Annotated in this window: 18 protein-coding genes and 2 tRNA genes; 14 read left to right on the top strand and 6 right to left on the bottom strand. The window is 62.9% G+C overall.

Annotated elements, in window-relative coordinates:
• The first annotated feature begins 9 nt into the window (after window positions 1-9).
• The 3 genes from AR689_RS20970 (at window position 10) to AR689_RS20960 (ending at window position 849) form a co-directional block, all read left to right on the top strand.
• Entirely contained in the window at window positions 10-489 is a 480-nt protein-coding gene (locus AR689_RS20970) for a LysM peptidoglycan-binding domain-containing protein (protein WP_062073270.1), read from the top strand.
• Between the two features lie 152 nt (window positions 490-641).
• Window positions 642-713, top strand: a tRNA-Thr gene (locus tag AR689_RS20965).
• Window positions 714-775: 62 nt separating this feature from the next.
• Window positions 776-849, top strand: a tRNA-Met gene (locus AR689_RS20960).
• Window positions 850-948: 99 nt separating this feature from the next.
• Here the strand turns inward: AR689_RS20960 and AR689_RS20955 are convergent.
• Window positions 949-2304 (bottom strand): hypothetical protein, encoded by a 1356-nt coding sequence (locus tag AR689_RS20955; RefSeq protein WP_062073268.1) that lies wholly within the window; start codon window positions 2302-2304, stop codon window positions 949-951.
• 152 nt (window positions 2305-2456) lie between these two features.
• Here AR689_RS20955 and AR689_RS20950 point away from each other — a divergent pair, with 152 nt between their 5' ends.
• The 4 genes from AR689_RS20950 (at window position 2457) to AR689_RS20935 (ending at window position 7590) form a co-directional block, all read left to right on the top strand.
• Window positions 2457-3110 (top strand): NAD(P)-dependent oxidoreductase, encoded by a 654-nt coding sequence (locus AR689_RS20950; protein ID WP_062073266.1) that lies wholly within the window; start codon window positions 2457-2459, stop codon window positions 3108-3110.
• Window positions 3111-3193: 83 nt separating this feature from the next.
• Complete coding sequence (locus AR689_RS20945) at window positions 3194-4762, top strand: Na+/H+ antiporter (protein WP_062073265.1); 1569 nt, start codon at window positions 3194-3196, stop codon at window positions 4760-4762.
• A gap of 139 nt (window positions 4763-4901) precedes the next feature.
• A complete protein-coding gene (locus AR689_RS20940) occupies window positions 4902-6608 on the top strand; it encodes a glycoside hydrolase family 13 protein (protein WP_062073921.1) in 1707 nt (568 codons plus the stop codon).
• Between the two features lie 22 nt (window positions 6609-6630).
• Window positions 6631-7590 carry an aldo/keto reductase gene (locus AR689_RS20935; protein ID WP_062073920.1) on the top strand — a complete coding sequence of 320 codons (960 nt, stop codon included), beginning with the start codon at window positions 6631-6633 and terminating at the stop codon, window positions 7588-7590.
• A 105-nt stretch (window positions 7591-7695) separates the two neighbouring features.
• Here AR689_RS20935 and AR689_RS20930 read toward each other — a convergent pair whose 3' ends face one another.
• Genes AR689_RS20930 through AR689_RS20915 form a run of 4 tightly spaced genes read right to left on the bottom strand, consistent with a single transcriptional unit; the run spans window position 7696 to window position 11535 of the window.
• Window positions 7696-8628: a TauD/TfdA dioxygenase family protein gene (locus tag AR689_RS20930; protein WP_062073263.1), complete on the bottom strand. Its 933-nt coding sequence runs from the start codon at window positions 8626-8628 to the stop codon at window positions 7696-7698.
• A 53-nt stretch (window positions 8629-8681) separates the two neighbouring features.
• Window positions 8682-9614 (bottom strand): ABC transporter permease, encoded by a 933-nt coding sequence (locus AR689_RS20925; RefSeq protein ID WP_062073261.1) that lies wholly within the window; start codon window positions 9612-9614, stop codon window positions 8682-8684.
• Window positions 9614-10504, bottom strand: a complete 891-nt coding sequence (locus tag AR689_RS20920) for an ABC transporter ATP-binding protein (RefSeq protein WP_062073259.1) — start codon at window positions 10502-10504, stop codon at window positions 9614-9616. Before AR689_RS20920 ends, AR689_RS20925 begins: the two co-directional genes overlap by 1 nt.
• Before the next feature lie 2 nt (window positions 10505-10506).
• Window positions 10507-11535: an ABC transporter substrate-binding protein gene (locus tag AR689_RS20915; RefSeq protein WP_062073257.1), complete on the bottom strand. Its 1029-nt coding sequence runs from the start codon at window positions 11533-11535 to the stop codon at window positions 10507-10509.
• A gap of 369 nt (window positions 11536-11904) precedes the next feature.
• Between AR689_RS20915 and AR689_RS20910 the strand changes: the two genes are divergently transcribed.
• From AR689_RS20910 to AR689_RS20880, 7 genes are all read left to right on the top strand, one after another.
• On the top strand, window positions 11905-12768 hold the full coding sequence (locus AR689_RS20910) for an HpcH/HpaI aldolase/citrate lyase family protein (protein ID WP_062073255.1): 864 nt from the start codon (window positions 11905-11907) through the stop codon (window positions 12766-12768).
• A 2-nt stretch (window positions 12769-12770) separates the two neighbouring features.
• Window positions 12771-13691 carry a DUF2797 domain-containing protein gene (locus AR689_RS20905; protein WP_062073253.1) on the top strand — a complete coding sequence of 307 codons (921 nt, stop codon included), beginning with the start codon at window positions 12771-12773 and terminating at the stop codon, window positions 13689-13691.
• A gap of 69 nt (window positions 13692-13760) precedes the next feature.
• On the top strand, window positions 13761-13985 hold the full coding sequence (locus tag AR689_RS20900; RefSeq protein ID WP_062073251.1) for a DUF3188 domain-containing protein: 225 nt from the start codon (window positions 13761-13763) through the stop codon (window positions 13983-13985).
• Between the two features lie 57 nt (window positions 13986-14042).
• On the top strand, window positions 14043-14492 hold the full coding sequence (locus tag AR689_RS20895; protein ID WP_024817634.1) for an FAS1-like dehydratase domain-containing protein: 450 nt from the start codon (window positions 14043-14045) through the stop codon (window positions 14490-14492).
• A gap of 2 nt (window positions 14493-14494) precedes the next feature.
• Window positions 14495-14932: a MaoC family dehydratase gene (locus AR689_RS20890; protein ID WP_062073249.1), complete on the top strand. Its 438-nt coding sequence runs from the start codon at window positions 14495-14497 to the stop codon at window positions 14930-14932.
• Window positions 14929-16311, top strand: coding sequence for an MFS transporter (locus AR689_RS20885; protein WP_062073247.1), 1383 nt, complete (start codon window positions 14929-14931; stop codon window positions 16309-16311). The genes AR689_RS20890 and AR689_RS20885 overlap by 4 nt, the downstream gene beginning before the upstream one ends.
• 9 nt (window positions 16312-16320) lie before the next feature.
• Window positions 16321-17388 (top strand): UDP-N-acetylmuramate dehydrogenase, encoded by a 1068-nt coding sequence (locus AR689_RS20880; RefSeq protein ID WP_062073245.1) that lies wholly within the window; start codon window positions 16321-16323, stop codon window positions 17386-17388.
• 119 nt (window positions 17389-17507) lie between these two features.
• Here AR689_RS20880 and AR689_RS20875 read toward each other — a convergent pair whose 3' ends face one another.
• Window positions 17508-17987, bottom strand: coding sequence for a hypothetical protein (locus AR689_RS20875; protein WP_062073243.1), 480 nt, complete (start codon window positions 17985-17987; stop codon window positions 17508-17510).
• Between the last annotated feature and the right edge of the window lie 34 nt (window positions 17988-18021).

The following is an 18021-nucleotide window of genomic DNA, read 5'->3' as shown; positions in this document are numbered from 1 at the left end:
GGGTGCTCCATGGGATTGCTGGACAACGTGAAGAAGGGCCTGGGTTTCGGTGGCAAGGGCGCGGAGGAAACAAGCGAGGCAGCTCCTGTGGACCGCACGGCGGCGGCCCAAGCGGCCGAGGATGTTGCCGCCGTCGAGGTAGCAGCGAAGGATCAGGCTGCGGCGGAAGCCGCCGCAGCACAGGCGGCGCGGCAGCAGGCGGCCGCGGACGCTGCAGCAGCCCAGGAAGCCGCGAATGAGGGCTTGGAGCCCGAGGCCCCTGAAGTCCGTCCACAAGCGGAGGAAGCCGCCGCTGAGGCCGCGGCAAGGGCCGGGCAGCCAGGACCGGTGGCGCCAAGGGTCACGGAGGTTGTGGTGGAGCAGGGCGACACCATGGGCGGGATCGCTGCGCAGTACGGCGTGGACCTGGGTGCCCTCATCGCCACCAACGCGGACACTGTGCCGAATCCTGACCGGATCCATCCCGGACAAGTGCTCCGGCTACCGTGACAGCGAGCCGCGAATGGGCGGACACCAGAGGCCGAAGAAGCCCCAGATGAATCAGAAAAATCACATCTTCGCAAATTGTGTCGGCGCGGTTTTTCCGCGTTTTTTCGCCGATTTGTAGCTTCTGAAATCGTCCGGTAGAGTATTTACTCGTTGCCCCCCTAGCTCAGTGGTAGAGCGCGTTCTTGGTAAGAACGAGGTCACCGGATCGATTCCGGTGGGGGGCTCTGGATGAGGGCCTGTGTCAAGGCGGTTTTTGACCGGCTTGACGCAGGTTTTTCTCATTCGTGGCGGTGTAGCTCAGTTGGTTAGAGCGCACGACTCATAATCGTGAGGTCGGGAGATCGAGCCTCCCCACCGCTACAGATCGAAAAGCCCCCGAAACCTTCAGGTTTCGGGGGCTTTCTTTTTGCCGCCAGCTCCACGTGATAAAGGTCACCCTTGTGCAGTTGCGGGTAATTCCTAGGCGGTGGAACGTTCCGGCCGCCAAGAACCCCGGAGCAAACCAAGGTCCGGAGTGAAGCCCCTCCATTGATGGGGTGTGGCTGAAGAGCCGGCTGAGACAAGATCGTCAATGGGCTTCAACTCCTTGATGAGGAAGGTCAGAACCTGAAAGTCCTTAGGGGGTCCGCCTGCCGCGGGGGAGAGGTCCTTCTCCAGGGCCAGGCGGCGGGCTGCGGCCAACCGGTGGTTACCGTCCAGCACCAATCTCTGTGACCGGCCATTAGCTGGGTCGATGAATTCGTACGCCAGGACACAAATCTTTGGTGATGGCTGCCTTTCCACCACATGGCAAAGGTTGTCGATACCCGCTGTGCGAAGACCTTGGGGGAGGCGCCCATGGGCCAGTGAGCGTGGCCATTCCGGTACCGTATCGCCGCCTTCCACCCTGTCGTACCGAGCACGCTCCGCCAGGTCCCCGCCCATGACGTTGACCGGCGACAGCCTGCCGTCCGGCTGACGCGTTACATACCAGGGCGCCAGCCAGTCCGAGGTGTTCGCGACATTGGTGAGCTCAGCTTCGCAGTGCAGATCGGCGGCACGCCTGCGCAGCAGGGCCCAATCGTGCATGACGGTGAGTTCCGTTTGATACAGCATCTCGAAGCGCTGCAAACGGTAAATCGTCTGCCCCGCATCGTTATGGGATGCGTCCGGGGTTCGGGATCGCTTCAGCTGTGTAGTGTCCCAGAGGTCAAGGAACTCGCGTTCCAGCTCCTGTCCGGATGTTCTGCGCACGGCCTCACCGAGCTGCTCCACGAACCTGACGTGCCCCGCCACTGCAGACAGACGATCCCTCTCGGGGCCTTCGGCGAGTTGGTCGGTCTCGTTGACCACTTGGGATGCACCTTCCCGCAGACGATCCCACACCGACCTGGCCAGCCTGTCTGAATGCAGGAATGTTGAGAAGGCGAGGTCGTTGTAAGCACCCACCACCGATTTTTCCAGGCCCTCCTGCTTCTTCGTGTCAGCTAGTGGATAGTGCTGCAGCGCGGCTCGGGCATCTGCGGCCACTCGAAGGGCTGCTGATTCCGATCCAGCCAGGCTACGGGCGCTGCTCATCGCCAGGAGCCCTGTGGAGGTGATCAGCGCGGCGTTTGCTACAGCCTCGGCGCGGGTATCAGCCCTGCGGTTCACGTGCTGTGCAAGGAAAAAGAAATAGATGCCAAGGAGAAGTGAAACAGCGAGATTCCCCCAGTCAGTGAGTGTCCAGTTGGCGGAGTCGATCACAGAGACCGTGAACGCCACGGTGATTGACATGAGCAGGAGAAGCAAAAGTACCCACAGCAGGCCGCGTGTTGTCCTGGCTTTGCTTTTCACAAGTGGTCCTCCGTTGAATGGCCCATCAGGAGCGCGTCGTTGTGACTCAGATCCTAGTGGAGCAGACGGTGACGCCTTCAAACGGCGCTGACTCATCGAAGTAACAGTGCTTTGCCCGGATTTCTTTACTGTTCATGGGACAGAATGGATCCATGAGTCGAATCGCAATCATTGGCGGCCACGGCAAAGTGGCCCTGCACCTTTCCCGGATCCTCAGTGACGAAGGCCATGACGTCACGTCCTTCATCCGAAATCCGGACCACGGATCGGATGTCACGGCCACCGGCGCATCCGCGGAGGTGCTGGACGTGGAGAACTCGACGACGGCACAACTCGCCCGGGCGCTCAAAGGCCACGACGCCGTGGTTTGGTCAGCCGGAGCCGGCGGGGGCAACCCGGAGAGGACCTACGCCGTGGACCGTGACGCTGCCATACGTTCCATGGATGCTGCAGATGAGGCGGGTGTCAGGCGCTACGTCATGGTGTCCTATTTGGGTGCAGCCAAGGACCATGGCGTGCCCGCGGATAACCCGTTTTTTGCCTACGCCGAGGCCAAAGCAGCGGCGGACCACTATCTGCGGGGTACCGGTCTGGAGTGGACAGTGCTGGGCCCTGGTGCGCTCACCGATGAACCTGCGTCCGGGATGATTGAGACGGATCCGTCAGACTCCGGACAAACTGAAACGTCAAGGGGCAACGTGGCACTGGTGACCGCGGCTGTTTTGGAACTGCCCGGGACCATCAGACGGACCATTGCGTTCAGGGACGGAAGCCAAGACGTTGTGGGTGCACTGACGGGCGACTGACCGCCTCTCCGGGATATGTTGTTAGGGATCTTTTTCGGGTAGGCCCCGGGATACGTCTGACAACATTTGGGGAAAGCAGGAATATGGATCAGTTGGCGCTCATCGTTGGGCTGTTGCTTGCGACAGTGGTGGCTGTGGGTCTGGGGGACCGGCTCCGGCTTCCATACCCGGTGCTGATGCTCCTCCTGGCCGTGGCTTTGACCTTCATACCCGGGTTCCCCGAGTTTGAGATCTCGCCTGAGCTTATCCTGCCGATCTTCCTTCCGCCGCTGCTGTTCGCAACGGCGCAGAAAAGTTCTTGGGCCGTTTTCAGGGTGCGCTGGCGGACCCTGCTGCTGATGGCCGTGGCTTTGGTGGTTGTATCCACCGCCGTGGTGGCAGGCGCTGCGTGGCTAATGATCCCTGGGATCGGTATCCCGGCGGCAATCGCCCTGGGCGCCATGGTGGCGCCCCCGGACCCGGTGGCCGTAGAGTCCGTGGCGGGTCGCGTCCACATGCCCCGCAGGCTCATCACCGTCCTCCAAAGCGAGGGGCTCTTTAATGATGCGGCGGCGATTGTGATCTTCCAGGCGGCGGTCGCTGCCACCGTTGCCGGCAAGGAAGTGGGCCCGGGGGTCATCCCACAGTTCATTATTGGCGCCGCTTTGGCGATCCTGATCGGGATTGCGATGGGCTGGCTGACCAGGTTTATCACCAAGCTCGTGACCTCAATGGTGGCACGCAGTGCAGTGACCTTGGTGGTGCCTTTTGCGGCCTACATCCTTGCGGAAGAACTGCACGCTTCCGGTGTGGTGGCCGTCGTCGTGACTGCTTTGGAACTCCAGCGCCACACGCGTCCGCAGGACGCCGCTGAACGCATCACACAGACTGCTTTTTGGGACGTGGTGGAGCTGCTGGTGACAGGGCTGGCCTTTGGTTTGGTAGGCCTGGAGATCCGCCATGTCATCCGGGATGAAGGCACCGCAATATTCGGGATGATCGGCATGGCGGTGATGATTTGTGTCTTGGTTTTCGCCGTTCGGTTCCTGTGGCTGGGTTTGCTTTCCCTCACCGCACGCAGGCGCAGAAACCTTCTGCCCACGTCCCCCAAAGAAGTGCTGATCCTGACGTGGTGCGGCATGAGGGGCTTGGCAACGTTGGCATTGGCGTTGGCGCTGCCTGTAACCCTTCCGGATGGCAGTGATTTCCCGGCCCGACACGAGATTTTGGTGATTGCCTGCGCAGTTCTCCTGGCCACACTGGTGCTCCCAGGCCTGACGCTTCCGTGGCTCATGCGGGTCCTGAAAGCCACCGAGGACGGCTCACATGAGCAAGAGGCTGCCCGCGTCCTGGCCAGGCGTGCGCAGTCCGCGGCCGTGGCCGCACTGAAGGACCATGACCTGATGAAGGAACTGCCTGCCGAGAAGGTGGCGTTGGTCAAGGACAAGATGCGCCGCCTCCACGCGGAGTTGCTGGATGGCACGTTGCAGAATGAGTCTGCCGCCGAGAAGCGCAAACGGGGCCGTGAACTGTCCATCGCCGTGCAGACCATCGCCCTTGACGCCGCCCGACAGGAAGTCGTTTCTGCCCGCAACGAGCCCGGAACGGACCCCGAGGTGGCGGACCGTGTGCTGCGTCAGTTGGACTTGCGCACCATGTCCATGCCGGACTAACTGGACTTGTCGGGCACATGCCCGGTTCCTGCCCGGCACCAGATGATGCTTTAGTAGTTTTATTGAGAATCTCAAGAACTCCGGACGAAAAGGAACCACGTTGTTCTCCACAAAGGCACACCGCACCGGCGCCGACCGCATGTCCGATCCGAATTGGTGGCGCCAAGCGGCCGTCTACCAGATCTACCCGCGCAGCTTCTACGACGCGAACGGCGACGGACTCGGAGACATCAAGGGCGTCACAGCCAAGGTCCCGTATCTGAAAGAGTTGGGGATCGACGCCGTTTGGCTGAGTCCGTTCTACCCTTCGGCGCTCGCGGATGGCGGCTACGACGTTGATGATTACCGCAATGTGGACCCCAAGCTGGGAACTCTAGAGGATTTCGATGAGATGGCCGCGGCCCTGCATGCCGCAGGGATCAGAATCGTGGTGGACATTGTCCCGAATCACTCCTCGGACCGCCACGAGTGGTTCAAGGAAGCGCTGGCATCGCCCAAGGGCTCTGCCGCACGTGAACGCTATATCTTCCGGGACGGGCGGGGAGAGAATGGCGAGTTGCCGCCGTCGGACTGGGACTCAGTGTTTGGCGGGCCCATCTGGGACCGCATCACCGAACCGGACGGCACTCCCGGCCAGTGGTACATGCACATCTTCGCCAAGGAGCAGCCGGACTTTAACTGGGAGAATCCGGAGATCCGCGAGGACTTCCTGAAGACCCTTCGTTTCTGGTCGGACCGCGGCGTGGACGGTTTCCGCATCGATGTTGCCCATGGCATGGCGAAGGATCTTTCCGAGCCGCTGCCCATGAAGGCGGACCTCGAGGCCAAAGCCCACGGCACCGATGGATTTGCCGATGGGTCCCACCCGTTCTGGGACCGTGACGAGGTCCATGAGGTCTACGCAGAGTGGCGCAAGCTCTTCAACGAGTACAACCCGCCCCGAACCGCTGTGGCAGAGGCGTGGGTCCACGAGACCCGTCGCGCCCGTTACGCCAGCCCGGAAGGACTGGGCCAGGCGTTCAACTTCGATCTTCTGCAGTCCGATTTCGACGCCGCGTCCTTCAAGAAAATCATCGCGGACAACCTGGTCGCTGCCAAGGAGTCCGGCGCGTCGTCCACGTGGGTCTTCTCCAACCACGACGTCGTCCGCCACGCCACCCGCTACGGCCTGCCCAAGGGTGGCTCGGTAGCGCAGGGAACCAACGCTGCCCAGGATGTCACCGGCGGCACCAAGGGCCAGGACGGCAAGGGTTGGCTGCTGGCCGGCGCGCCGGCTGAAGAGCTCGACGTCGAACTCGGCTTGCGTCGTGCCCGCGCCGCAACGCTCCTGCTGCTCGCGCTGCCCGGCTCGGCTTACCTCTATCAAGGTGAAGAGCTGGGTTTGCGGGAAGTGTCGGAAATTCCCGACGCCGAGCGTCAGGACCCGTCCTTCTTCCGCAACCCTGGCGTCGAGATCGGCCGCGACGGTTGCCGCGTGCCGCTGCCGTGGACCGCAGATGGCTCTTCCTTCGGCTTTGGTGCTGGTGGGGCCCACCTGCCACAGCCGGAGTGGTTCAAGGACTATGCGGTGTCCAAGCAAGAGGGCGTGGAAGGTTCCACCCTGGAGCTTTACCGGACAGCCCTCCGTCTGCGTAGCGAACTCCAAACCGATGAGGAACTCGAATGGGTTGAGACCGGCAACCAGGACGTGCTGCACTTCAGCCGTCCCGGTGGCTGGCACACGGTCACCAACTTCGGCAGCGATCCCGTTGAGCTTCCTGACGGCGATGTCGTAGTGTCCAGCGGTCCGCTGGACAACGGCAAGCTCCCGGCCGACACCACTGCATGGGTTGTCCGCGACGCCTAAAGGCAGCGGGTAAAACTACATGATGAATATTACGAACGGGCGGGGACGCCTCGTCTACGGATGTATGGGCCTCGGCGGGCCGTGGGACGGCACGTCCTACGGTGCTGCAGAGATCGATCAGGCAGCCGCGGTGATTGATGCCGCACAAAACGTCGGCATTGAGCTGTTCGACCATGCGGACATTTACCGCAGTGGAAAGTCGGAGGCAGTGTTTGGCGAAGTCCTCGCCCGTTCGCAAGGCCTGCGCGAAAAGATACAGCTGCAAAGCAAATGCGGTATCAGGCTGGGCGAGCGCGGACTGGACACTCATTACGACCTCAGCCGCGAAGCCATCCTTGAACGGGTCAACCAAAGCCTGAAACGACTCCAAACGGACTACCTGGACGTGTTGCTCCTGCACCGGCCCGATCCGTTGATGGACCCGCGCGAGGTGGCGGACGCCGTCGGGCAGTTGATGTCTGAAGGCAAAGTACGGCAGCTGGGTGTATCCAACATGTCTGCTGCGCAGATCGAATACCTTCAGCACCAGCTGGAGGCACCCATCGTGGCGAACCAGTTGGAAATGAGCCTCCTGCGGCGGGACTGGCTGGAAAGTACTGTGCTGGTCAACCATGCAGAGGGGCTGGAGTACAGCTTCCCGCACGGGACCCTGGAGCATTGCATGGCCAAGGGAATTGAACTGCAGGCGTACGGTTCCCTGGCCCAGGGACGCTATACGGGGGCGAGGTCTGCAGACTTGTCGCCGGCCGAGTCGGCAACGGCGGGCATGCTTGAAAAATTGGCGGGGGAGAAGGGCACCACGCCGGAATCAGTACTGCTGGGGTGGCTCATGAAGCATCCGGCCAAGATCTCCCCGGTGATTGGAACCACTAACGGCAAGCGCATCAAGGCCTGCGCCGATGCCGCCTCCGTGGCTGCCGCGATGTCCCGTGCCGAATGGTACGGATTGTGGGTGGCAGCGCGGGGAAGCAACATCCCCTGACCCCGGTTTTAACCCCAACTGAGTCGCAGTTGAGGTCGTTTTGAACGCTCAGAACGACCTGAACTGCGACTCAGTTGGGTGCGGACAGCAACACATGGGGTGCGCCTACGACGCGTTACTGATGGGGGCTACCACCGAATACGTAGTGGAATCACCCTGGATCGCTTGACTGGCCTTGCCGTCAACGCCCACGGGGATGTCACCGGCAATGGTCACGCGGTTGAGCTTGCGCGGCTGGCCGTCGTAGTTGTCCGGGGCATAGTGCTGGGTGATGCGGTTATCGAACAGGACCACCTGGTTAGGTTCCCAGTTCACGCGGACCACATTCTCCGGACGCGTCACGTACGCCTGCAGCAGGCGGATGATGTCCTTCGATTCGGTGTTGGACAAGCCCACAATCCGAAGCCGCTGCGCGAAGCCCCCAATGAACAATCCGCGCTCGCCGGTCAAGGGGTGGACCCGCACCACAGGGTGGGCGGTTTCGAACTTCAGGCGGGTGAACTCCTTGCGGCGTTCCTCGGCATTGCTGTGCTCCAGGTTCTTGGGCACCGAGTAGTCGTAGTCGTTGGTGTGGATGGCCCACAGGGTATCCGCGAAGTTGCGAAGCTCCTCCGGGAGGTCCTTGTACGCACCGGCCGAGGAAGCAATCAGCGTCTCGCCGCCGTAGGCAGGAAGGTCGATGCTGCGCAGTGTGGATGCCTGCGGCGGGTTGACCACAAACGTGACGTCCGTGTGCCAGTTGTTGGCCGAGCCGTTTTCGCTGTCCACGGGCAACACGTTCTCCTCACCCTCCACCGAGGCAACGGTCGGGTGTGCCTTTGTCAACGGGCCGAAATGCGAGGCGAACTTCACCTGCGCTTCGTCGCTGAGGATGTTGGCCTCACGGAACACCAGTGCTTTGTGTTCGTTCAGTGCCGCCCTGATCTGGGCCACAGTGTCCTCGCTGAGGTCGCCGCTGATGTCCAGTCCACGGATTTCGGCGCCGATGCGGGAGCCGAGCTTGGCGAACTCGAGTTTGGTTTCGGTAATGACGGTCATGATTCGGTTTCCTTACTTGTTGTGATGGTTGCGGCGGATGCCGCGGAGGTGGGTCAGGAAGCAGCGGCGCCAACGGCGGTCCGCCAGCGGGAGAAGTGCCGTTCAAGGGCTACCAGCAGGAAGTTCACGCCGAGCCCCAGCAAGGACACTGTGAGGATGCCCGCGTACATGTCCGGGATGAGGAAGCTGCTTTGCGCGTTCACGATCAGGTAGCCCAGACCTGCCTTGGCACCGACCATTTCGGCGGCAATCAGCACCAGGATGGACGCAGTTCCGGCCATGCGAATGCCCGTAAAGATGGTGGGAACGGCCGAGGGCAGGATGACCTTCTGGAACAGCCGGAAGCTGTTGAGACCCAACGAACGCGCAGCCCTGATCAGCAGGGGGTCCACGGTCTTCACGCCGGCGATGGTGTTCAGCAGCACCGGGAAGAACGCGGCGTAGGCCACAATGCTGATCTTGGATTCCTCTCCGATGCCCAGCAGCAGGGTGAACACCGGCAGCAAGGCAAGGGCAGCCGTATTGCGGAACAGTTCCAGCAACGGATTCAGGACCGAGTTCAACCGCCCATACCAGGCGATGAGCAAGCCCAGCGAGACACCTGCCACCAGCGCCGCACCGAAGCCGGCCACCGAGCGGGTGAGGCTGGCTGTGATGTGGCCCTGGATGGTGCCTGCTTCGAAAAGCTTCCCCCATGCCAGGAGCACTTCGTGCAGCGGCGGCAGGAAGACGCGGGTGGAGGGGCTGGCCAAGTACGTCGGCCCAAGCTCCCACAGCGCCAGAAACGCCAGGATGGCTGCGGACTTCCACACCACTGAACCCGCGGCTGAGGCAACCCGCCGCACTTTCCCCGGTGCCGGCGTCGTGCTCTCCGCACTAAGCGCCGGTGGGCTTTCCGCACTGAGCGCCGGCTCGACGGCGGCACCCGGGTCAGCCGGGCTGCCCGCCTTGGGTGCGGCTTCGGTTTGGGTAAGCGTGGTGGTCATCAGGCCGCGCTCCTTTCAGTGATGGTGGTTGCAGGCTCGTCGGGTGCGCTGCCGTCCGGGAGGATCTTGCGGTGCCCGGCGTCCTGGGCGCGACGGACTTCATCGTGCAGGAGCGTCCACACCTGGTGGCGGTGCTCCACGAAGGCAGCGTTGGAACGGATATCTTCGTCGCCCTCGCGGTCAGGGATACTAATGTCCACGATTTCCTTGAGCCGGCCAGGGCGCGCGCTCAGCACTGCGACGCGCTCGCCGAGGTACACGGCCTCGTCAATCCCGTGGGTGATGAAGACGATTGTTTTGCCCGTGGCTTTCCAGATCCGGAGGAGTTCGTCCTGCAACTGCTCGCGGGTCTGGGCGTCCAACGCAGCGAACGGTTCATCCATCAGCAACACATCGGGCTCGTACGCCAGGCTCCGGGCGATGGCCACGCGCTGCTTCATTCCGCCGGAGAGTTCATGCGGGTAGCGGTCCTCGAAACCGGCAAGCCCCACCAGGGCCAGGTATTCCTTTGCTTTGGCTGCCCGTTCGCGGCGGTTCAATTTCCTGCCGTCGGGGCCCACTCCTTCAAGCCCGATCGATACGTTGGCAGAGGCCGTCCGCCATGGGAACAGCGCGTACTGCTGGAACACCACTGCGCGGTCCTTGCCCGGACCGGTGACGGGTTTGCCGTCCACCAATACCTCGCCGGAGGTGGGCGTGGAGAGTCCGGCCAGGAGGTCCAGGAGCGTGGTCTTTCCGGAACCGCTGGGACCCACCAGGGTGAGGAACTCGCCGTCACGGACATCAAGGCTCAGCGAATCGATGGCCGTCAGCCGGGTAGCGGCCGTGTCCTTGGTGGCCCGTACCGTGAATTCTTTGGTGACGTTCCGGAGACTGATTTTGGCTGTCATGGCTATCCCTTCTTTGCTGCAGCGAGCTCGTTGTGGTCGTTGGTGTAGTACTTGGACGGCGTGAGCTTGTCCTTGACGATGCCGGCGGAGCTGAGCCATGCCTCCCAGCGGGTGAAGTCTTCGTCCTTGATCACGCCTGCCTCCGGGACTCCCGGGCTCTTCCAGAACTTCAGGTTTGCGGTGCTCTCATTGCGTCCGCGGCTTTCGATGATCTTGGTGAAGCGGGCAATGACTTCGTCGCGGGGAGTTTCCGCTGCCCATTCGATGGCTTTGGCAACGCCCGTGGTGAAAGTGCGGGTGGTGGTGGGGTTCTTTTCAATGAACTCGTTGCGGAGCACAATTTGGCCGCCCGCAAACGTTCCGAACAACTCCACATCGCTGAACAGGGAACGCAGTCCGCCTGCTTCGATGGCCCTGTCCTGCAGGACACCGCCGAGCGTTCCCGCGTCCACCTGTCCGCGTCGGATGGCTTCTTCGGTATCGTTCGGTGCGAGCGGGACCAGCTGAACCTGTTTGATCTGGTCCTGGCTGAGTCCGTTCTTGGTCAGCCAGGTGTTGATGACGGCTTCGTGGTGTGCGCCCAGCGTGTTGACGGCGATTTTCTTGCCGATCAGGTCTCGCGGTTCCTTGATGGTGCTGTCCGCTTTGACGTAGTACCCGCTGAAGGTTTTCTCGTCGGAGCCGTAGTAGTTGGTCACTGCCTTGACGGGTGCGCCGGCTTCAATGAGCTTGACCACCGCTCCGGAGAACGCGCCGCCAAAGTCGGTCTGGTTGGTCGCTGCCGACTGAATGTCCTGAGGGCCGCTGGTGGTGTTGCCCACCCAGTTCAGCTTCAGGTCGCCCAGGTAACCCAGGTCCGCCGCAAGCTCGGGAAAGGTCACGTTGTTTGCTGAGCCTTGGTACCGGAGTTCCTTGACCTCGTTTCCGGCCTGGTTGGCTTGTCCAGCTTCGGCTGCACCGCCGCAGCCGGACACCGTCAGCGCTAGTACGACGGCGGCCGCGACGCTCAGGAGGGGCAGATGCAGTTTCATGGGAGCTACTTTCAATGGATTGTGATGTGTTGGGTGGCCGGGCTGCATCAGTACGTGTGCAACGGCTTGGGAACGATGAAAGCGCATGTGGACGGCGGGTGGGAAGCGACCGGGTAACCCCTGGAAACGTTGCGAAACAGCCCGACACGGGACGAAATCCTGGGCAATTCCCGGCAATCGGGGGACACAAGACGCATCGTTGAGCCTTGTGAACAACGGCGTCAGGCGGGCTGGATGTGACTGGCGGGTACCGCCGTCGGACGTTCATACTGTTGGACCCCACAGTCATATGGCGTTTAGTTCGTATTGATCCTCACAAGCGGGCGGATTTCTTCGCCCTGCGGCCCGCGGGGCGGATACGGTAGATACATGACGTCTAGCATCGCCGCCGAGTCCATTCGGCCTACCCGCACCATTCCCGCCGACATCGCCCGTTCCTGGCTCCTTGTGAACGCCATGAAAACGGAGCTTTTTGATGAATCTGCGGGTTCGCGCGCTGACGCCATCATCTTGGACATCGAAGACGCCGTGGACCCTTCGCAGAAGGACGCAGCGCGCGAGAACGTGGTGAACTGGCTGACCGCAGGCGGCAAGGCCTGGGTCCGTATCAATGACGCCACCAGCAAGTTCTGGGCCGATGACCTCGCTGGCCTGCGCGGGACGCCCGGCCTGCTCGGCGTGATGCTGGCTAAGACCGAATCCGCTGACCAGGTCACTGAGTCCTACCACCGCATGGACGGCAAGACCCCCGTGGTTGCCTTGGTGGAGTCTGCCCTCGGCATCGAGGAAGCCAACCACATCGCACGCGCCCAGGGTGCCTTCCGCCTGGCCTTTGGTTCGGGCGACTTCCGCCGCGATACGGGCATGGCTGCAACCCCGGAGGCCATGGCCTACCCGCGTGCCAAGCTCGTTGTCGCCAGCCGTGTTGGTAACCTGCCGGGTCCCATCGACGGCCCCACCGTCGGCACCAACCACCCCATCCTGCGCGAGCAGACGGGCATCACCGTGACCATGGGCATGACCGGCAAGCTCTGCCTGGCCATCGATCAGACCACCGTGATCAACGAGGTCATCAGCCCCACGCCGTCGGACGTTGCCTGGGCTACGGACTTCATGAACGATTTCGAAGCCAACGGCCGCGTGATCCGCGATGGTTCCGACCTCCCGCGTTTGGGCCGCGCTGAGAAGATCATGAAGCTCGCCGTCGCTTTCGGAGTCCAGCCTTCCCTGTAAGCATGCTGGTCCACGGAGTTGTCTGGGACTCTTCGTCCCCGGCTTTGAGGGTGTTCTCGCCGGACACGGAGTTCACTGATGTTGCGTTGGCCCAGGGCTCAGCCCTGGGCCTGCGCGTTATCCCCGGTGTGTGGTGCCTTGGCCACACGAAGGTCCACGGGCCCGGGGATCGCACGCATGTTCCGTGTCCCGGCAGTTCCCCGGCCGAGCGGGGCAAGCAATGCGGGGCCTGCTTTGCGCGGGACGACTCCCGGCTCATGCACGATTTTCACCGCGGCGGTTCGGTACCAACCGGGCTCCGGGCCTACCTCATGCAGCCGCACTGGCTCTACGTGGCTACCTTCGCCAACGGCGCCACGAAAATTGGCACGGCCTCCGCGCAGCGCAAGTGGAACCGGCTTGCCGAGCAAGGTGCCGTACATGCTTCCTATGTGGCGCACGCCGAGGACGGGCGCGTTGTCCGCCTGCTGGAAGATCTGGTGACCCGCGAACTCGGTCTCGTCCAGCAAGTCCGGTCCGCCGCCAAGGTGGCCGGTCTCGTGGAGCCGCGGGCCGCCGTCGAGCTTTCATCCTTGAACCGCCAGCACGCCAGCAGTGTGCGCGAGCTGTTGGGCGGCCTTGCCATGACTGGCTACTCGGTGGTGGAGGAAGAGTGGGAGCGTCCGGCCTTGGCCGACACCCTGTGCACCGTCCGCACCCAGGGCGGCCTGCGCCACCCTTATCCGGCAACGTTCGACGCCGGCGGGCATGGCCTGCGGATCCACTCACTCTCAGGGGCGGTCGCCTTGGCCGGGCTCCCCGACGCTTCGGGCAACGACATTGAGGGCAGCTTCGTGGCGGATCTGGGTGCGTTGAAGGGCCGCAAAATCGAGTTCGGCCCCCACACCACGCACATCCCCGCGCTGCAGGACTCGCTCTTCTAACCTTCCGGGGCCCGATCGAGGGGCGGCTTCCCGGCAAGCCCTGCAATCACGCGCCGGTAGACTTGAACGGTGCTAGAACAATTTTGGGCCACGGCCTCCACGTCCTACAAAGTGCTGGTTTTCAGCGCCATGGGGTTGATCGCCGTCGGGCTCGTCCTGTCCATCGTGGGGAACACGTCCGGGAACCAAGGTTTGGCCCTTGCTTCCCTGCCCGTCATTGGCGTTGGGCTGCTGCTCCATGTTGCAGGCCTGGTGGTTCGGGGCCAGAAGATCCGCAAGAGCTACAAGAAGTAACGTCTTCACCTCGGCAACGCGCTGCGTATGGACTCCCGGGGCCGATAGGGTTGGAGCATGAGTATCAATCCGGACCTGCAGGGCCGCAGCTACCCTGCCGCAGAGGTATACGACGTCGGCCGTGAGAAGATCCGCGAGTTCGCCAAGGCTGTGAAAGCCAGCAACCCCGCGCATTTTGATGTTGAGGCAGCGAAGGCCCTGGGCCACAGCGACCTCGTTGCACCGCCAACGTTTGCCATCATCGTCGCCCAGCGTGCTGACGCCCAACTGGTCCAGGACCCGGAGTCGGGCATCGACTTCTCCCGGGTGGTCCACGCCGACCAGCGGTTCACGCACCACCGTGCCATCGTTGCCGGCGACCGCCTCGTGGCCGAGTTGCACGTCGACGGTGTTCGCGCCATGGGCGGGGGAGCCATGATCACTACCCGTTCAGAGATTTCCACTGAAGCCGGCGAAAAGGTGGCCACCACCACCTCGTCCATCCTGGTCCGCGGAGAGGGACAGTAACCATGAGCCCTACATTCGAAGAACTGACGGTCGGCCAGGAAATCGGCACGCGCAGGATTGAGGTCACCCGCCAGGACCTGGTCAAATACGCAGGGGCCTCGGGCGACTTCAACCCGATCCACTGGAACGAAGCATTCGCAACCTCCGTGGAACTGCCGGGCGTCATTGCGCACGGCATGTTCACCATGGGTGCGGCAGTGCAACTGGTGAGCGACTGGGCCGGCGACCCTGCCGCCGTCGTCGACTACCAGACCCGCTTTACCAAGCCCGTCCTCGTCACTGACACCACAGGCACCGATCAAGCCGGCGCTGTTATTGACGTCACCGGAGTGGTGGGAGCGCTCGACGCCGATGCCCGCACTGCGCGCGTCGACCTCACCGTCGTGGCGGGTGGACAGAAGGTCCTCATGAAGTCGCAGGCGGTTGTGAAGGTCTCTTGAACCGACCGAACACCACTGAACATCGCAGCAAACGGCGCGCCACTCCGACTGAATTGTCGCGGTGGCGTGCCGCTGTTCTTGCCTCATACGCTGCCAGTGGCATCGCCTTCGCCACGTGGGTTTCCCGACTCCCCGCCATTCGCGATGGACTGAATCTCACGCCGGGTGGCATCGGCCTCTTGCTCATGTGCATGACCGTGGCGTCGTTCATTTCAATTTCGGCCTCCGGACTGATTGTGCTGCGGCTCGGCCCCAAGCTGACCACGAGGATCGGCAGCAGCATGGTGGGTGCAGGTCTTATCACCGTGGGTATTGGCACCTCTATCGCCGCCAGTCCACTGGTGGTGGCAACGGGCCTGGTGATTCTGGGTTTGGGTACGGCCAGTTGGAATACAGCATCCAACGTGGAAGGGGCCTCCCTGGAACGTGAGTTGCAGCGGCACATCATGCCGCACCTGCACGGAGCCTTCAGCCTCGGAACCGTGGCGGCTGCGGGTTTTGGCGCCTGGGCAGCTGCCATCCACATGCCGGTGTTCTGGCATTTCCTGGCCTCGGGTCTGGTGGTGACGTCCTCGGTGGTCGCTGCGACTTTCTGGTTCCGTGCGGAAAGGACCGCTGCAGCCACGCAGACGTACCACCCTGAAGAAACCGACACTTTCCAGGATCCCTCCACCGGCCCGCTGCCCATCATCTCCGGCGAGCCGATCGGTGCTCAGCCGCTTGGTGGCGAGCCGGTCGGCGCTCAGCCCGACGCCCGCAAGACTGCCGCTCCGCTGGACAACAAGCGGCTCGTAGCTCTTGCCTGGCGTGACCGCCGAACTCTGCTGATCGGCGTCCTGGTCCTCGGCCTGGCCTTGGCCGAAGGAGCCGCGGGGGACTGGGTGGCTCTGGCACTGGCCGATGGCTACGGGCAGTCCGATGCCGCGGGCGCTGTGGGCTATGGGCTCTTCGTGACGTTCATGACCATTGGCCGTTTCGCAGGCACAGTCATCCTGGACCGTTTTGGACGTGTGGTGGTGATGCGCTGGTGCTCTGCCACCGCCGTCGTGGGTCTGTCACTTTTCGTATTTTCCCCGGTTCCGTGGCTCGCGTTCGTGGCGCTGGCGGTCTGGGGCCTTGGCGCCTCTCTCGGGTTCCCTGTGGGAATGTCAGCAGCTGCCGATGACCCGGTTCACGCAGCAGCCCGTGTGTCGGTGGTCTCCACTATCGGCTATGGAGCTTTCCTCTGCGGTCCTCCGCTGCTGGGTCTCCTGGCTGAACACTTCGGCATCCTGCATTCCCTGCTGGCGCCCTTGGTATTGCTGGTGGTCAGCTTCTTCCTGGCACCCTTGGCTGGCCAAAAGGCGGCGAAGTCCGTGCACCCCCAGGAAGCCCGTTAGGCTTGATTGGTGACCCAAACGCTGCTTTCTGAACTGACCACTGCTGCCGTCGGCGGCCCCGCGGGCAACTATGTTGAGGCCCGCACCGAGGCCGGGATTATCGATGCCGTCAGGTCTGCCGACGCTGCAGGCGAAAAAATCCTGATCATCGGCGGTGGCTCCAACCTCCTGGTTTCAGACGAAGGCTACCCCGGAACCGTCCTGAAGATCGCTTCCGAGGGATTCACGGTGAACTCCGAGGACAGCTGTGGGGGAGTGTCTGTGGTGGTTCAGGCGGGCCATAACTGGGACGCGCTGGTGGAACACTCTGTGCTGCACGCGTGGTCCGGCCTGGAGGCGCTGTCCGGGATTCCAGGTGCCACGGGTGCCACTCCTGTGCAGAATGTTGGAGCCTACGGCGCAGACGTTTCACAGACCATTGCGGCTGTGCGGACGTGGGACCGGGAGCGCAACGCAGTGCAGACCTTCACCAACTCCGAGCTCAAGTTCGGCTATCGCGATTCGATCCTGAAGCAGACCACCGTTGAGGGCTCGCCCAGATACGTGGTCCTGACGGTCGAGTTTCAGTTGCCGCTGGGCCGGATGAGTGCGCCTATCCGTTACGCCGAGCTGGCCCGTGTCCTGGGCGTGGAGGCTGGAAAGCGGGCCTACTCCAATGATGTCCGCCGGGAAGTCCTCCGGCTCCGGGCGTCAAAGGGAATGGTCCTGGACGCGGCAGATCGAGACACCTACTCCACCGGGTCCTTCTTTACCAACCCGCTGGTGCCCGCGGAGCTCGCAGCGGACCTGCCGGAAAATGCACCCCGGTACCCTGCCGGCACGGACGGACTGGTGAAGCTTTCCGCTGCCTGGCTCATTGACCAAGCTGGGTTCGCTAAAGGTTTCGGCTTGGAAGAGACCAGCGTTTCCGGCGGCCGGGCATCCCTCTCCACCAAGCACACGCTCGCCATCACCAACCGGGGATCAGCCTCGGCCGCGGACATGGCGGCCATCGCGCGTGAGGTGCGTGCCGGCGTCGTCGAGCGTTTTGGCATTGAACTGCACCCGGAACCCTTGCTGATCGGCGTAAACCTCTAGCCAAACGCAGCGCGTGCGTCTCTACCGCTTCTCATGCCTGGCGAGGGGTTAGCTCTCGGGGCTTTGGGTGTGTGATTCGGCCGAGATGTCGCCCCTCGGCGAACGTGCCTGACGCGAACTTAGCGCGTGCGCCGCTCCGCGATCGGCAGGACCTTGTTGAGGAGCAGGAACGTGAGCCCGCAGCTGACTGCGCCCAGCAGGAAGATTTGGCTGAACGCGATGCTCTGCGGGGACGGCCCGCTGGGCATGAACAGCCCGGCTGTGGCGAAACCGACCAAGCCCAGGAGCAGGACGATCGCTCCGAGAAGGAAACTGCGGACCTGCGCCGCGGCTGCCGGGTAGAACCAGGGCTCGGGGGCGTCGTCGTCGCGGTCGGCGACGGGCTGGGTGGCGGCAGCGGTTCCGATGAGAACCGCGGCAGCCGCAGTCGCCACGAGGCTGACTGTCTGGATTGCCTGCATTGCAGGGGAGAGACTCACACCTGTTCCCACCGCCACTATCAACCCGGCGGCAAGCCCGGCGAGCGTGCAGAACCAACCGGCGGTAGCCAACCACCGGCTCATCGGCCGCACGAACGGAGCAAGATCACCAAAAAGCATGAACCCATCCTAGGATCTGCTGCTGGGTGACGGC

Origin of the sequence: Arthrobacter sp. EpRS71, from assembly GCF_001512285.1 — a bacterium.
GTDB lineage: Bacteria > Actinomycetota > Actinomycetes > Actinomycetales > Micrococcaceae > Arthrobacter.
Note: the sequence above shows the minus strand (reverse complement) of the source record. Positions and strands in the feature narration are given on the sequence as shown.

What these genes read in the sequence shown, in the direction of transcription:
- AR689_RS20910 (WP_062073255.1), top strand. Translation starts at nt 11,905, where the DNA reads ATGACGTCTAGCATCGCCGCCGAGTCCATTCGGCCTACCCGCACCATT.
- AR689_RS20890 (WP_062073249.1), top strand. Translation starts at nt 14,495, where the DNA reads ATGAGCCCTACATTCGAAGAACTGACGGTCGGCCAGGAAATCGGCACG.
- AR689_RS20920 (WP_062073259.1), bottom strand. Translation starts at nt 10,504, where the DNA reads ATGACAGCCAAAATCAGTCTCCGGAACGTCACCAAAGAATTCACGGTA.
- AR689_RS20905 (WP_062073253.1), top strand. Translation starts at nt 12,771, where the DNA reads ATGCTGGTCCACGGAGTTGTCTGGGACTCTTCGTCCCCGGCTTTGAGG.
- AR689_RS20950 (WP_062073266.1), top strand. Translation starts at nt 2,457, where the DNA reads ATGAGTCGAATCGCAATCATTGGCGGCCACGGCAAAGTGGCCCTGCAC.
- AR689_RS20940 (WP_062073921.1), top strand. Translation starts at nt 4,902, where the DNA reads ATGTCCGATCCGAATTGGTGGCGCCAAGCGGCCGTCTACCAGATCTAC.
- AR689_RS20970 (WP_062073270.1), top strand. Translation starts at nt 10, where the DNA reads ATGGGATTGCTGGACAACGTGAAGAAGGGCCTGGGTTTCGGTGGCAAG.
- AR689_RS20875 (WP_062073243.1), bottom strand. Translation starts at nt 17,987, where the DNA reads ATGCTTTTTGGTGATCTTGCTCCGTTCGTGCGGCCGATGAGCCGGTGG.
- AR689_RS20930 (WP_062073263.1), bottom strand. Translation starts at nt 8,628, where the DNA reads ATGACCGTCATTACCGAAACCAAACTCGAGTTCGCCAAGCTCGGCTCC.
- AR689_RS20895 (WP_024817634.1), top strand. Translation starts at nt 14,043, where the DNA reads ATGAGTATCAATCCGGACCTGCAGGGCCGCAGCTACCCTGCCGCAGAG.
- AR689_RS20935 (WP_062073920.1), top strand. Translation starts at nt 6,631, where the DNA reads ATGAATATTACGAACGGGCGGGGACGCCTCGTCTACGGATGTATGGGC.
- AR689_RS20925 (WP_062073261.1), bottom strand. Translation starts at nt 9,614, where the DNA reads ATGACCACCACGCTTACCCAAACCGAAGCCGCACCCAAGGCGGGCAGC.
- AR689_RS20915 (WP_062073257.1), bottom strand. Translation starts at nt 11,535, where the DNA reads ATGAAACTGCATCTGCCCCTCCTGAGCGTCGCGGCCGCCGTCGTACTA.
- AR689_RS20945 (WP_062073265.1), top strand. Translation starts at nt 3,194, where the DNA reads ATGGATCAGTTGGCGCTCATCGTTGGGCTGTTGCTTGCGACAGTGGTG.